General features: G+C 66.8%; 12 protein-coding genes and 2 pseudogenes. 2 read left to right on the top strand and 12 right to left on the bottom strand.

What is annotated here, in order from left to right; genetic code table 11:
• Nucleotides 1-59 precede the first annotated feature (59 nt).
• The 6 genes and pseudogenes from JHW40_RS02645 to JHW40_RS02625 all read right to left on the bottom strand — a co-directional run bounded on the left by JHW40_RS02645 (nucleotide 60) and on the right by JHW40_RS02625 (nucleotide 7,014).
• A complete protein-coding gene (locus tag JHW40_RS02645) occupies nucleotides 60-299 on the bottom strand; it encodes a hypothetical protein (RefSeq protein ID WP_090616595.1) in 240 nt (79 codons plus the stop codon).
• Between the two features lie 25 nt (nucleotides 300-324).
• A complete protein-coding gene (locus tag JHW40_RS02640) occupies nucleotides 325-1,068 on the bottom strand; it encodes a DUF2793 domain-containing protein (protein WP_090616593.1) in 744 nt (247 codons plus the stop codon).
• A gap of 13 nt (nucleotides 1,069-1,081) precedes the next feature.
• Nucleotides 1,082-3,229, bottom strand: a pseudogene (locus JHW40_RS24085) (baseplate multidomain protein megatron); the annotation flags it as partial.
• 525 nt (nucleotides 3,230-3,754) lie between these two features.
• Nucleotides 3,755-5,668, bottom strand: a pseudogene (locus JHW40_RS24080) (baseplate multidomain protein megatron); the annotation flags it as partial.
• 3 nt (nucleotides 5,669-5,671) lie between these two features.
• Nucleotides 5,672-6,133 carry an NlpC/P60 family protein gene (locus JHW40_RS02630; protein ID WP_090616590.1) on the bottom strand — a complete coding sequence of 154 codons (462 nt, stop codon included), beginning with the start codon at nucleotides 6,131-6,133 and terminating at the stop codon, nucleotides 5,672-5,674.
• Entirely contained in the window at nucleotides 6,130-7,014 is an 885-nt protein-coding gene (locus tag JHW40_RS02625; protein ID WP_090616588.1) for a DUF2163 domain-containing protein, read from the bottom strand. Before JHW40_RS02625 ends, JHW40_RS02630 begins: the two co-directional genes overlap by 4 nt.
• Nucleotides 7,015-7,092: 78 nt before the next feature.
• Here JHW40_RS02625 and JHW40_RS02620 point away from each other — a divergent pair, with 78 nt between their 5' ends.
• A complete protein-coding gene (locus JHW40_RS02620) occupies nucleotides 7,093-7,386 on the top strand; it encodes a type II toxin-antitoxin system TacA family antitoxin (RefSeq protein ID WP_090616586.1) in 294 nt (97 codons plus the stop codon).
• Nucleotides 7,383-7,898 (top strand): GNAT family N-acetyltransferase, encoded by a 516-nt coding sequence (locus tag JHW40_RS02615; protein ID WP_211657400.1) that lies wholly within the window; start codon nucleotides 7,383-7,385, stop codon nucleotides 7,896-7,898. Before JHW40_RS02620 ends, JHW40_RS02615 begins: the two co-directional genes overlap by 4 nt.
• A 2-nt stretch (nucleotides 7,899-7,900) precedes the next feature.
• Here the strand turns inward: JHW40_RS02615 and JHW40_RS02610 are convergent, their stop codons facing one another.
• The 6 genes from JHW40_RS02610 to JHW40_RS02590 all read right to left on the bottom strand — a co-directional run bounded on the left by JHW40_RS02610 (nucleotide 7,901) and on the right by JHW40_RS02590 (nucleotide 12,546).
• On the bottom strand, nucleotides 7,901-8,527 hold the full coding sequence (locus tag JHW40_RS02610; protein ID WP_090616582.1) for a DUF2460 domain-containing protein: 627 nt from the start codon (nucleotides 8,525-8,527) through the stop codon (nucleotides 7,901-7,903).
• Nucleotides 8,527-9,927 carry a phage tail tape measure C-terminal domain-containing protein gene (locus JHW40_RS24010; protein WP_336390101.1) on the bottom strand — a complete coding sequence of 467 codons (1,401 nt, stop codon included), beginning with the start codon at nucleotides 9,925-9,927 and terminating at the stop codon, nucleotides 8,527-8,529. Before JHW40_RS24010 ends, JHW40_RS02610 begins: the two co-directional genes overlap by 1 nt.
• A gap of 12 nt (nucleotides 9,928-9,939) precedes the next feature.
• Nucleotides 9,940-10,935: a tape measure protein gene (locus JHW40_RS24005; RefSeq protein ID WP_336390100.1), complete on the bottom strand. Its 996-nt coding sequence runs from the start codon at nucleotides 10,933-10,935 to the stop codon at nucleotides 9,940-9,942.
• The gene (locus JHW40_RS02600; RefSeq protein WP_272849035.1) at nucleotides 10,928-11,062 is read right to left on the bottom strand and encodes a DUF7697 family protein; all 135 of its coding nucleotides are present in this window, start codon (nucleotides 11,060-11,062) and stop codon (nucleotides 10,928-10,930) included. Before JHW40_RS02600 ends, JHW40_RS24005 begins: the two co-directional genes overlap by 8 nt.
• A gap of 98 nt (nucleotides 11,063-11,160) precedes the next feature.
• On the bottom strand, nucleotides 11,161-11,598 hold the full coding sequence (locus JHW40_RS02595) for a hypothetical protein (protein ID WP_090616578.1): 438 nt from the start codon (nucleotides 11,596-11,598) through the stop codon (nucleotides 11,161-11,163).
• Nucleotides 11,599-11,601: 3 nt separating this feature from the next.
• Nucleotides 11,602-12,546, bottom strand: coding sequence for a phage tail tube protein (locus JHW40_RS02590; RefSeq protein ID WP_090616577.1), 945 nt, complete (start codon nucleotides 12,544-12,546; stop codon nucleotides 11,602-11,604).
• Nucleotides 12,547-12,561: the final 15 nt, after the last annotated feature.

Here is a 12,561-nt window from a genome sequence, read left to right as displayed (position 1 = left end):
CATGAAAAACCCCGCAGGATGGCGGGGCGGATCGGTTGGTTGATCGGGGTGAGGGGTGGTCAGCCCCGCGGGCTGCCGCTGCGCTCCAGCAGGCGTTTGATGTCGGCGCGCATCTCGCGCAGCATCTCGTTCTGTTCGCGGCGTGCCTCGGATGAGGACCTGCGGTCGGCGTCGAGCTGCTTTTCCAGCCGTTCGACCTCGCGCAGCGCCGTCCTGGAGGTGCCCTCGAGGCGGATCAGCCAGACGCCGAGACCGGTCGCCGCCATAATCGCGCCCCACCATTCGCGAATCGTGTCCATGAAGTCCTCTCCCACGAGTTCAACCTCAACCCGGCGCGCCGCAGGTCAGGTAATGGATGGCGATGCGCACCGCGCCGCCGGCGAATGCGCCGCCATTGGCGGTCAGACGCACGGGCGTGTCGGCATAGAAGGCGGTCGGTCCTATGACGCCGATATTGCTGCTGCCGACGGCCACGCCGAGCGAGCCGCCGAATTTGGACGGCTCGCCGGCAATGCCGCAATCATAGGAGCTGGCGCCCAGCACGGCGGTGATGGTGCGGGCCGACACGCCGAGGACGATGGCGCGGTTCGGGATCCGGATGCTGCTGTCGACCGAAGCCCCGGAAAGCCCGGTCAGGGTTTCTTCCAGCACCGCCATGCCGGTGCTGGCGCCGTTTGCCTCCCGCGCCACGGCCACGGCGGCGGCCTGCGCAATGAAGCCCATGGCATCGACCACCGGAAGCCAGGTGCTGCCGGTGCAGACCACCAGCTGCGCCTCGGCCTCGATCCAGGCCAGCCAGCCGGGCGCGGGCAGGATCCGCATCCAGGCTCCGTCTATCCAATAGGCGATGCTGCCGTCCCAGCCGGCCCATGCGCCGGTTGCACCGGGGCCGGGGATATGGCGCGCACCTTCGGCCGGGCTGGCGGGTGGCGCGGCCCGGTCGCGATCCAGCACCGCCAGTTGCACGATCCCGTCCAGCAGGCGCAGCGCCTCGTTATGGGTCACATGCTTCTGGGCCTGTGCGGCCATGATGAAGGGCAGCGCGAGGTGCGCCGTTGTCTCGGACATGCGTGTCTCCTGATCAGAACCAGAGGGTGGTGACGGGGGCAGCCCCCGCGCCGAACGCCTGCCCGATCTGGGCAATGCGGATATCGAGGGATGCGCCGGGGCCGAGCGGTGCGCCCCAATCGGCCACCTGCTGCGCGCCGGTGTAGACGGCGCTGGTGGTCGAAGCCGTGAGGGTTCGCGTGACCGAGGCCCCGTCGAGGATCTGGACCTGCCACGCTTCGCCGGTCTCCGTCATGGGGATTTCGACCGCGTTCCAGTTATCGGCGGCGAGAGAGCGGTCGCGCCGAATCCAGCGGATGGTCAGATCGCCAGGCACCCGCGCCCACCGCCATGGCTGTTCGACATGGACAGGCGAGAACGGGCGCAGGCCCATCGCGGTCGGGGTGAAGGTCTGCGCGACATAGCTGTCGTCGCTGACCGGCCGCGAGGACGGCCCGATACGCCAGTTCCATGGCAGGCCGAGATCGGCCTCGGCAACCGGCAGGTCGGCCAGCATATCGTCCAGCACCACGACGCGCGCGCCCTCGGGCACCATCGGGGCCATGTCGGCATCCGTCCCGCGCTGGCCGCGCAGGAGGCGGGACAGGCGATAGCGGCCGGGCGCGATCAGTTCGGCCTCGCCTGCCTGCAGGATTTCCCATCCGCCGGTGGGCTGCTCGACCGCAAGGCTGTTCTCGCCGCCGAACAGGCGCAGGTCCGTCACGCTTTTCAGCGTCCCGGTCAGCAGGTCCACATAGACCGAATTGCCAAGATCGAAGCGCGCGAGAGGCCCCGAATAGAGGTCTGACGTCAGCACCCCCATGCGCGCCCGGCCGCTGAACACCGTGACCAGATCGAACCCGTCCTGATCGGGGCTGCGGAACACCGCCATCTGGCCGGGCCAAGGACGGGCATGGGCGGCGATCAACGGGTGGTGCGGCACGTGATCCTCGCGCAGTTGCGGCAGATCCATGATCAGGGCCAGCGGCGCGCCGAACACCACCGGGCGGGCCAGATGGGCAGCGCGGGGGCTGCCCGGCGGCAGATCATAGGCGGCGCGGTCCTGACGGATGGTCTCGATCGCGCGCGCCTCGGCATCCGAGGCCGTCAGGATCCGCATTTCCACCAGCCGGCCGTCATGGTCGAGCAGGATCACGTCGGCGGGGTCCAGCGCCAGCATAGACGGCGGCAGCCGGAACGATCCGGTCTCGCGGCCCACCCATGCCTCCATCAGTGCCCGGCGGCAGCGCCGGTCGGCTTCCTCGGGCGGCACCGCCATCGGGAAACTGTCGGAAGACACCCGGCTTGCCTCGACTGTGATCCGGCGGGACTCGACCGTGATCGTGTCATACGCCTCGTCCGCTCGGGCCATCTGCCATTTGAGCGCCTGCGGCAGTTCGGTCTCCTGCCCCCGCGTCAGGTCCATCACATCGCCCTGGGCGGCGGCGACCATGTCGTCGGGGGCGATGGCTGCCACCGGAGCGCGGCCGCGCATGACGAAGCGGATCCGGCCTTCGCTCTCGACCGCATCGAAACCGAAATGCCGGGCGAGCATGGTGATCGAGGTCCGGGGCGATTCCAGCGCAGTGATGACATATCCGTCCACCGCGTCGGTCAGGTTTGAGACGTCGATCCATGCTTCCGGCAGGCCAGCGCGCAGGCAGAGGTGCCGAACCAGCGCCGCCAATGATACCGCGCCCAGCCGCCCGGTCAGCCAGTGCCCCAGCCGCCAGTTCTCGCCATCGGCCCAGAGGTCCGACAGTTCGGGAAAGAACGGATAGGGACGCGCGTCCCATGTCCAAGCCGCGCATTCGGAGACATTGACCATGCGCCCGGCATATCCGGTCGAGGCCGGGTTGTTGGCCAGATCGCGCCAGAACAGCCAGGTGGCTTCGAGATAGGCCCGCTGGATCGCGTCGTCGCGCCAGCCGCGCGAGAAATACGGCACGAAGGATTCCGAGGATTTCGGGTCGAAGAACACATTGGGCTGATTGGTGCCGCGATCGACCGCCGGGCAGCCAAGTTCGGTAAACCAGATCGGCTTTGACTGCGGCACCCATGCGGTCGGTCCCGATGCGGGAACCCCGCCCGGACGATTCCGGTGCGGGTTCGACCACCATCCGTGAATATCCTTGTATCGCCAGATCCACGGTTCAGCCACAACTGGAGGCGCAATCGCTGTTGTTGGGATGCTTCCCTGCCACCATTGAGCGTTTGACAAGAGCACTCCTGGCCATGGAAGCAGAGAGACTAGACCCGTACCAAAATTCACGCCGTTGACGACGCCATATCCCATCCCCCCGTTTGCGGCCCAGAGGTCGATGAAGGGGCTGGAAAACGAACTTCTCCCGACCACTGCACCATTGATCGCCAGCCAGATTTCTGCTGCCGGATAATCCAGCACAGCGACGATTTCGACAGCTTGGCCGGCAAGACCCGCTGCAGGATAATCGACGTATTGGACCTCTCGATCGGGGTTCCGATCAACCAGAAAACGCAGGGTGCCACCAAAGACGCCAATCCATATCCCTTGTGCAAATCCAACCTCAAAGATCAGGCCATCCGTAATGGTCGCGGGGAATCGAACGGTGCAGGCCAGAGTCATGCTGTCCCTGCGGGCACCCACAGGGATGGCCGGCGATGTAGCACCCGGATTCCGGGTCAGCGTCGGCGATCCGCCAGGCATGGCGGAAATGGCCTCATGCGAAGGCTGCGGCGTTATGGTGTCTAGAATGGGGGTCCGCGTCTGGCTGATCCGGTCGGCCTCGCTGGCATAGAACCAATCAAACCCTTCGCCGCCGGCGATGTTCGATTGCAGATAGGCGCGGTCATGGATCGAGGGCCAGGCCTGCGCGTCGGCATGGTCCCAGCCGACGCGCCAGTCGGAGAGCGGCATGTAATTGTCGATCCCGATGAAATCGACATTCGCATCCGCCCAGAGCGGGTCGAGGTGGAAAAACACGTCGCCGCTGCCATCGCTCGGGTGGTGCCCGAAATACTCCGACCAGTCGGCGGCATAGCTGATTTTCGTGTCGGGGCCGAGGATCGCGCGCACGGCACCGGCCAGATCGCGGAACTGCTGCACAGCCGGATAGGTCGAGGCCCCGGACCTGATCTGGGTCAGCCCACGCATTTCGGAGCCGATCAGGAAGGCATCGACGCCGCCCGCCGCCGTGCAGAGGTGGGCGTAGTGCAGGATCATGCGGCGTAAACCCCAATCCCCAGCGGGGCCGGTCCATGTCACGACGCCATCGCTGACGCTGAAATCCGATGGCTGCGCATTACCGAAGAAGGCGTTGACCTGCGCAGCGGCGGTGGCGGTCTTATCCACCGTCCCGGCGAAGCCGGCAGCGGGCGAGCAGGTGATCCGACCGCGCCACGGCAGCACCGGCTGACCGATGGTGGCGGCATTGTCGCTGTAGGGATCGGGCAGCGTGTTGCCGGCCGGGACGTCCATCATCACGAAGGGATAGAAGGTGACCCGCAGCCCGCGCGCCTTCATCTCGCGGATCGCCTGCACCACCGAGAAATCGGCCGGGGTGCCGCCATAGACCGGCCGCCCCTGATCGTCCTCGCTGACCACCAGTGCATTGGCGCGGTTCACGCCGTTGACGATCCATGCAGGCGTCGTGTTTTTCTGCGGCATTTCGACCTTCGGCCGGATCGAGCATTGCCCGGCGCGCAGATCGTCGCCGAACCACGAGACCACCAGCGAGGCGCTCTCGACCGAGGGCACCATCGCTTCCAGGCGATCGAGCGAGACCACCATGTCGGCGGTCTCGGCCATGGCGTTGACGTTCTCGGCGCTGCTGTCGCCGCCTTCATTCTTGCGCACGATCTGGGTGGCATAAGAGAATTCGCCCGAAGCCGGGATGATGGTCACGGCGCGGGCAAGGCCCTCGGCGGTGTCGTCATCATCGAGCGGGCGGAACACCTCGAAGGAAAGCTGCGGCAGGCGGTTGCCGAAGCGCGACAGCGGCAGTTCCTCGAACACGACATAGGCCGTGCCGCGATAGGCCGGCGTGTTCGCCGCGCCCATCTTCGCGGAAATGAACGGATCAGGGGGCTGCGTCTCGCTGCCGGGATACCAGCGCCATGTCACCTCGCTGAGATCGACCACCTCGCCATCGGCCCAGACGCGCCCGATGCCGGAGATTCCCCGCCCTGCCGGGCCTCCTCCGCCTCCATTCTCTCCACTGGAGAGAATGGTCCCTGCGGGACCGGCTTCGGAGCCCTCGCACAGCGCCACCGCGAAGGAGGCGTAATAGAGGTATTCAGTGGTGGTGACCTTCGGCCCGCCGCCTTTGCCGCCGCCCTGACGATGGGTGTTCACTTCCTCGCGGAAATCGGTCGCCCAGATGATGTTGCCGCCGATGCGCATCCGCCCGTAAAGGCGCGGGATCACCACGCCCTCGGTCGCCGAGACCATGCGCAGGCTGTCCATGCGCTGCCCCTCGATGCGCTGGCCCGGCATCAGGGACGAGACGATCCAGCTATCGACCATCGAGCCGATGCCGGATCCGATCATGCCGCCGATGGCCGCGCCGGACAGCCCCAGAACCGCGCCGCCGAATCCGCCGCCGATGGCGGTGCCGACCGCGCCGAGAACAATGGTTGCCATGGATCAAGACTTCTTCTTGCGACGGGCAGGTGCCGGGCGCGGGAACAGGAAGGCGAAGGCGATGCGCCGCCGCCATGCGGGGGTGAGCGGTTCCTCGATCACGCCGAGCCGCTCGTAGCTGTGAATGAATCTGCCCTCGCCGGTCAGGATCCCGACATGCTTGACGATGGCCCCGGCGCGCATCCTGAACAGCACCACCGCGCCGGGACCGGCATCAGTTGGGTCGATGCGGATCATCACCCGCGCGGCGCTGTCGGCCAGTACCTCGCGGGTGCCGGTCTCGCCCCAATCGCGGCTGTAGGGCGGCACCGGCAGCGTCTCGGAGCCGACCACCTCGCGCCAGATGCCGCGGGCGAGGCCAAGGCAGTCGCAGCCCACGCCCCGGACGCTGGCCTGATCGTGATACGGGGTGCCCAGCCAGCCGCGCGCGGCGGCCACCACCTTCTTTGCGCTGGCGGGCCTCACAGCACCGCCCCTTCATGCCCGCCATCGGCGGTGGCATAGCGGATCACCGCGTCCTGGCCGGGGATGTTCGGGAAGCCGCGGAAGTTGAGGATGTTGGCGAACTTCGCCGTGCAGGTCGCGCTGCGCTTGTCGCAGCCCGCGCGGATGGTGAAGGCATCGCCGCCTCCGACGGGGCGCACCGGCGCTTCCAGCAGCGTGATGGTGACGATGCCGGATGCCAGTTCATGGAGCATGATCTCGGCCTGCCGGTCGCTGTTCGGCCCCGAGGTCCATTCGAGATAGCCGAAGGCGAACCATCCGCTGGCGAAGCCGCCGATGCCCGAAGCCGTGAAGGCCCGGTCGCGGACCCTATCGACCACCGCGCCGGTCCCGGTATAGGCGGCATCGTTCAGGTTCACGCCACAGCGGGAGTCGCCCAGCGCGGCATCGCAGGTGCCTTGGAATACCCGACCGACCGTCTGGCCCAGCACATGCGCCAGGCTGCGGACCTCGGCCACGAAGGCCACGCGCCCGCGCCGCAACTCGCCGATCGAGCCGCGCCGGATCAGCACCCGCTGGCCGGGGGCTTCCCAGTTCACCCGCCAGACCTCGACCAGCGCATTGTCCCAGCGCCCGTCGAGGATATCGGTCTCGGTGATCCGATCCGAGGTCAGCGCGCCCTCTGCATCCTGCGAATCCGCCGACAGATCGGACCCGGCGCGGATCTCCGAAGCCGACAGCCCGCTTTCCGGCTCGAAATCGGTGCCGCCAAAGGCCAGCGCCCGGTCATGATCGGTAAAACCGAGGGTCATTCCGTCGGCGCGGGTAATCCGCCAGCACCACGCCAGCGTCGTTGTGCCATCGTCCAGATGCGATTGCAGGTCAGGGGCGAGGCTTTTCATCGTCTGGTCCAGTCGCAGCTTGAAATGTAAAGCATGTGTCTTTACATTATGGTTCAATTCATCGCAGGAGGGCGCGCCATGGCCGCCGTAACATCCAAGGAGGACGCCCCGCGTCGTTCACTGATCAATCTTCGCGTCACCCCGCGTGACCGCGATCTGATCGACCGTGCCGCAGCAGCCCTTGGCAAGAACCGCTCGGAGTTCATGATGGAGGCCAGCCGACAGGCGGCTGAGGATGCGTTGCTCGACCGCACCGCATTCCGACTGGATGCCGAGCAGTTCAGCGCCTTCATGGCACAGCTCGATGCACCGCCTGCGCCGAATGAACGGCTGGGCAAGCTGCTGGCCACGCCCGCGCCATGGGAGAGATGACGCAGGGTATGCAGCCCTTACGCGCGCCCGTGCCGCTGAGTGACGATCATCTGATCGACGGCTTCGCATCCGGGGCAACGACGCTTGATACTTGGCTGAAGCGCAAAGCCCGCGCCAATCAGGTGTCTGGCGCGTCGCGGGCCTATGTGCTGTGCCGGGGCCAGCGGGCCGTCGGTTTCTATGCGCTGGCGGCCGGATCGGTCAGCCACGATCTGGCACCCCGCAGGCTGCGGCAGAATATGCCCGACCCCATCCCGGTCATCGTTCTGGGGCGTTTGGCGGTGGATGTGTCTGAGCAGGGCAATGGTCTCGGCCGGGCACTGCTGCGCGATGCCGTGCTGCGGATCACGGCGGCGGCGCATGAGGTCGGCATCGCGGCCATTTTGGTTCACGCCCTGAACGAGCGTGCCAAGGCATTTTATGTCGGGGCCGGTTTTGCCGAGACGGTGCTGGAGCCGATGACGCTGTTTCTGCGCATCAAGGACGCGCGGGCGCTGATTGGCGAGGGCTGATATCACCGGCGGATTTCCACGAGCGGGATTGAGGTGATCGAGCCGAGCCGCTCGATGTTGAGGGTCACGTCCAGCGCATCGCTGTCGAAGCGCACCGGAACGTCAAATTCAAACCCGGCGGTGATGGCGATGCCGGGGCCGGGGGCGGCGGCAAAGGTGACGATCCCGGTGGCCGGATCGATCACCCAGCCCGCAGCTTGTTCGACCCCGCCCAGCGCGATCCGCACCGATCCGGCGACGGGCTTGGTGATCGTCCGCACCCATGACTGCGCCCCGGAGGTGTAGCGTTTCGCGATCTGGAACGCTGTCTCGGTCCCGTCGCCGGTGCCGATCACTTGATCTGTCGTAGCCGGGGTGCCGGATGGTGCGCAGGATTTGTAATCCGACCAGTCCTTGAACCGGAACCCGTGCAGCCGCCCATTCCGGGCCTCGAAGAAGGCGACAACCGCCGCCAGATCATCGGCACGGCGGATGCCATAGGACACGTCATAGCGCCGCCGGCTGTTCGCCCATGACGCGTTGCGTTCCTCATCGCCCGAGGCCAGCTCTACGATCTGGGTGCGCCGCTCCGGCCCGCCCCGCGCGCCCCGGCTGATATTGTCCGGGAATCTGATCTCGTGAAACGCCATTACATGCCTCTCCTGCCCATGGCGACCGCGCGGGCGATATCGGCCCCGATCTGGGCGCGTGACTGCCGGAAGGACTCAGCATCGCGGGCGGTGATGTTGACGGTGACCGAATTGCCGTAACCGGCGGCCTCGCGTCGGGACAGCACCCGCTCGCCCTTCTGCAGGATCGCAGGCACCTCGTCCGAACGCAGGCCGGCCCAGCCGCCATTGTGCATCCGGAGCGCATTGGCGAAGGCCATGGCAGGCACCATGCGGCTCGACCCGCCCGCGCCGACCATGCCGCCGGAATGCATGACGCTGGCTGACATGCCCCCGAGGCCGGGCATGAACCCGGACAGAACACCAGCCAGGGGGCCGAGCAAAAATCGCCGCGCGCCCAGCTTGGCCAGATCGGCCAGCATGGAGGTGACCAGATCGCGGAAGTTCAGCTTCCCGCTCTTCACGAAATCGCCGATGGCGTTCTCGGCGCTCTGAAAGGCATTCACGAGTGCGTTGCCGATATCGCCGCCGATATTGCGCGCCTTCTCGGCATAGTCGGCCAGCGATTTAGCCACCGCATCCCAGCTTCGCAGAGCTTCGTCCGCGCCGTCCTTCGCGTCCTTGCCCGCCTTGCGCCCGGCGGTGCCCGCGCGGCCCGCAGCGCCGCTGGTCTTGTCCATCGCATCGGCCACGCGGTCGGCGGCATCGGCCGCGTCATCCAGCGCATCCGCACCTTTCTCGCCCACCGCGATGACGGCATCCTTCAGGGCCTGCCAGCTTTCCAGCGGCGTGACCGTGGCGGCGGCGAGTTCTCCCGCTGCGTCCAGATATCCGGCGGCCGCCGCAGCCGCCTCATCTGCGAGATTGCCGAACAGTTCGGGGGACCGAACATAGGTCTGATCGAAGGCCGTCGCGAAGGCGTCCGCGGCAGCAGCGCCGGCGGCGGACGCACCGCCCTCAAAGGGATTGTTGATCCGGCCGAGGTTGAACGGGTCCAGCAGGCCGATCTGCGCGCCCCCTTCGCCGACGGCCCATTCCGGCAGCATGGCGAGGGCGGCGTTGATGCCGCCGATGAAATTGTTGATGCGGGTGGCGACGCCGTTCAGCATCGCCTCGATGCCGGCGATCAGGCCGTTCGCGGCCTGAAAGGCGAAATCGCCGATGGTGCCGGGCAGCACCCCCCAGATCGCCTTGACCGACTCGAACGCGCCAGCCCAGACCGCGATATATCGGTCAACGGCGGTCACCGTGCCCTTCACGATGGCATCCAGAACCGTGAACACCAGCGCGCGATAGCCCTCCCATGCCGCGCTTAGCAGGGCGAATGCCGCCTGGAACGCTAGGCCGATGCGGCCAGCGCTCTCCTTCGCCACACCCCACAGCAGTTTGAACGCGGTGCCGATGCCGCCTACCGATTTCACCAGTGAGGAAAACTAATAGATTAACTCGCCCGCCGCGACGATCAGCGCGCCGATGCCGGTGCGGATGATGGCGGTGCGCAGGACGGTCAGAGCGGTGGCGAGCGAGAAGGTCGCCAGCCGCGCCGCGACGAAAGCGGCAACCCAGCGCCCGGCCATGAAGGCCGCGAAGGCAATCCCGATCGACGCCAGCCGGTCGAGGTTGTCGGCCAGAAGGATCAGGGCATCGGCGACCATGGAAGATGCGCCCAGAAGCTGATCCCAGGTGCCGACCAGTTGCAGGGCGGCGTTGCCGATCAGGGTGAAGGCATCGCCGATGGTGGCGGGCATGCTGTCGGCTTCCTCGCGCAGCAGTTCGAGATTGCCGACCAGCGCGGTGCGGATCACGTCGCCGGTGATCAGGCCCTGTTTTCCCATTTCGCGCAGGCCCGAGACCGTGGTGCCGAGTTCCTCGGCCAGCAGTTCCGCCACCCGCCCGCCGGTCTGGATCACGGTGTTCAGATTGACGCCTTGGAGCGACCCCAGCGCCATCGCCTTGGACAGCGCGTTTTGGACCGATGCCGCTCGCTCGGCTTTCGCGCCCGAGACCACCATGGCGTTATTCAGCGCTTCGGTGAAATCGAGGCTCTCGCGGGTCGAGAGGCCGAGTTCGCGCAGCGCGGTGCTGTTCGCCAGCCACGACTCGGTGGTCTGCTCGAGGCTGGAATAGGTGCGCCGGGCCATCTGGGCGAGGCGGTCCATGACGGCCACGCCGCGCTCCTGCGACCCGGTCGCCAGATCGACGCGTGAGCGCAGGTCGGTCCATGTGTCCGCATATTGCGCCACCTGCCGGATGCTGAGCACCCCGGCGGCGATCCTGGCGAGACGGCGCAGCATGACGCCGGTATTGTCCACCTCGGCCGACAGGCGCTGAAAGCTGCGCGCGCCGCCATCGCCGACGCCTTCCAGTTCCGCGCGGACCTGCCGGCCGTTCTCGGCCACAAGCCGAACGGAGACTTTTTTCTCAGCCATCCCTGCCGCTCTCTTCGATCTGTTCGTTGGTTTTTCGGATCATCACGGCCTCGATCACTGGCAGCAGTTCGGCGACCGCCACCGGCGCAATGCCGAGGGCGCGGCCCATTTCCAGAGCCGCGCCCATATCCCAGCCGAGAACCGCGCCGGGGATTGCTCGTGTCTGCCCGCTGAGACGCCCGGTCAGATCCCAGACCTGCCAGCCTTCGTGCGTTTCGGGCGCGTTCAGGCGCTGTGGGCAGTCAGCACATCGTCCGGTGCAGGATTCGCAGTATCGGTCGCCCCCGCCGAAGTGCCATTCGGCGAGAGCGCGGAGCCGTTTTTTTCCGAATCCAGAACCAGATGCGGCCCCAGAACCTCGGCCTGAAACGCCTCGAACACCGGCCAGATATCCAGCAGCGCGTCGATGCCCTCGGGCGTGACGCCCACGGGATCCCCGGCATCATCGCCGACGCCTTCCCAGCCGGTGACCACCTGGCGCGCGACGGCCTTTGCCATCGCCACGGCCAGCACCTCCTTCGGCGCATCCGGGTCGAGGTTGTCGAGACTGGCATCGGATCGCGCCGAGGCCATGATGGCGGTGGTGACGGGGGCGACTTCCAGCCGCAGGCCGGGCAGAAGGTCGATCCAGCGCGGGGCGGTCGAGAGGTTCAGGCGGATCATGGATCAGTATTCCTCGATGCTGTTGACAAGGGTGATGGTCGCCATGCGGCTGGTGATCGGATCGCGCGCGGCCTGCCAGTCGAAGGTGGCCTGCACCCCCTGCGGCCCGCTGATCTCGACGCGGGGACGGGGCAGATAGACCGCATGAGCGGTGAAGGTCAGGCTCTCGCCGGAAGCCAGCGTGTAGGCGAATTCCAACTCGCAAGGCGTCCCGGCGATGGCCTGGTTCATCAGCACCATGTCGGCGAACCGAACTTCGATCTGACCAGTCAGCGCGGCGATGGTCGGATCAGCGCCGTCGATCATGCCGTCGTTGCGGATGGTCTCGATCCGGTCGAGATTGTTGGCATAGGTGATCTGGGCCGAGATCACGTTGCCCAGCGCCACCCCGTCGCGCTCGATCGAGCCGTTGAAATGCCCGAACCGGCGCAAATCGTAATCGGTGGGTGTTCCCGCCTGCGAAGTGCTGGCGACCGCCTCACCCTGCGCCACAAGCTGCGCGCTGGCGGTCAGCAGGCCCGAGCGCTGCATGGTCCAGCTAAGCTGGTTGACCATGACACCGGAATACATGGCGAAGCGCGGCACCTCCGGCATGCCGGTCTCGATCGCCATGCTGGGCAAGGTCCAGTTGCCGGTCTCGAAATTGTGCGTGTAGGGGCCGGGGCTGGCCCCGGTGGTGACGGGGGAACCGAAGGTGGCCTTGAGCCAGAAGCCGAACGCCTCGGCATCGATGGGGATGGTCAGATCGCCATCCGCGGTGATCGCATCCTTGACCGGGGCCAGCGGATCGCGGCCATAGCCCAGCAGTTCCGAACTGAGCAGGGGCTGTTCCGCGCTGAGCGTGGATGCCGCGAAGGGCATGCGGGTGAAGCCGCCGGCCGGGGCCGTGCCATAGACAGTCTCGAACGCAGCCGCGAGTTGCGACCGCGCGCCTTGTGCGCGTGCCATGGGGAACCTCTTGTC

The organism is Paracoccus alcaliphilus (assembly GCF_028553725.1).
GTDB classification, from domain to species: domain Bacteria; phylum Pseudomonadota; class Alphaproteobacteria; order Rhodobacterales; family Rhodobacteraceae; genus Paracoccus; species Paracoccus alcaliphilus.
This window is presented reverse-complemented; position numbering and strand designations above follow the sequence as displayed.

Coding starts and splice junctions, on each gene's coding strand:
- JHW40_RS02590 (WP_090616577.1), bottom strand. CDS start 12,546: ATGGCACGCGCACAAGGCGCGCGGTCGCAACTCGCGGCTGCGTTCGAG.
- JHW40_RS02625 (WP_090616588.1), bottom strand. CDS start 7,014: ATGAAAAGCCTCGCCCCTGACCTGCAATCGCATCTGGACGATGGCACA.
- JHW40_RS02600 (WP_272849035.1), bottom strand. CDS start 11,062: ATGGGCGCGGCTCTGGAAATGGGCCGCGCCCTCGGCATTGCGCCGGTG.
- JHW40_RS24005 (WP_336390100.1), bottom strand. CDS start 10,935: ATGGCTGAGAAAAAAGTCTCCGTTCGGCTTGTGGCCGAGAACGGCCGG.
- JHW40_RS02645 (WP_090616595.1), bottom strand. CDS start 299: ATGGACACGATTCGCGAATGGTGGGGCGCGATTATGGCGGCGACCGGT.
- JHW40_RS02615 (WP_211657400.1), top strand. CDS start 7,383: ATGACGCAGGGTATGCAGCCCTTACGCGCGCCCGTGCCGCTGAGTGAC.
- JHW40_RS02610 (WP_090616582.1), bottom strand. CDS start 8,527: ATGGCGTTTCACGAGATCAGATTCCCGGACAATATCAGCCGGGGCGCG.
- JHW40_RS02640 (WP_090616593.1), bottom strand. CDS start 1,068: ATGTCCGAGACAACGGCGCACCTCGCGCTGCCCTTCATCATGGCCGCA.
- JHW40_RS02595 (WP_090616578.1), bottom strand. CDS start 11,598: ATGATCCGCCTGAACCTCTCGACCGCCCCGCGCTGGATCGACCTTCTG.
- JHW40_RS02620 (WP_090616586.1), top strand. CDS start 7,093: ATGGCCGCCGTAACATCCAAGGAGGACGCCCCGCGTCGTTCACTGATC.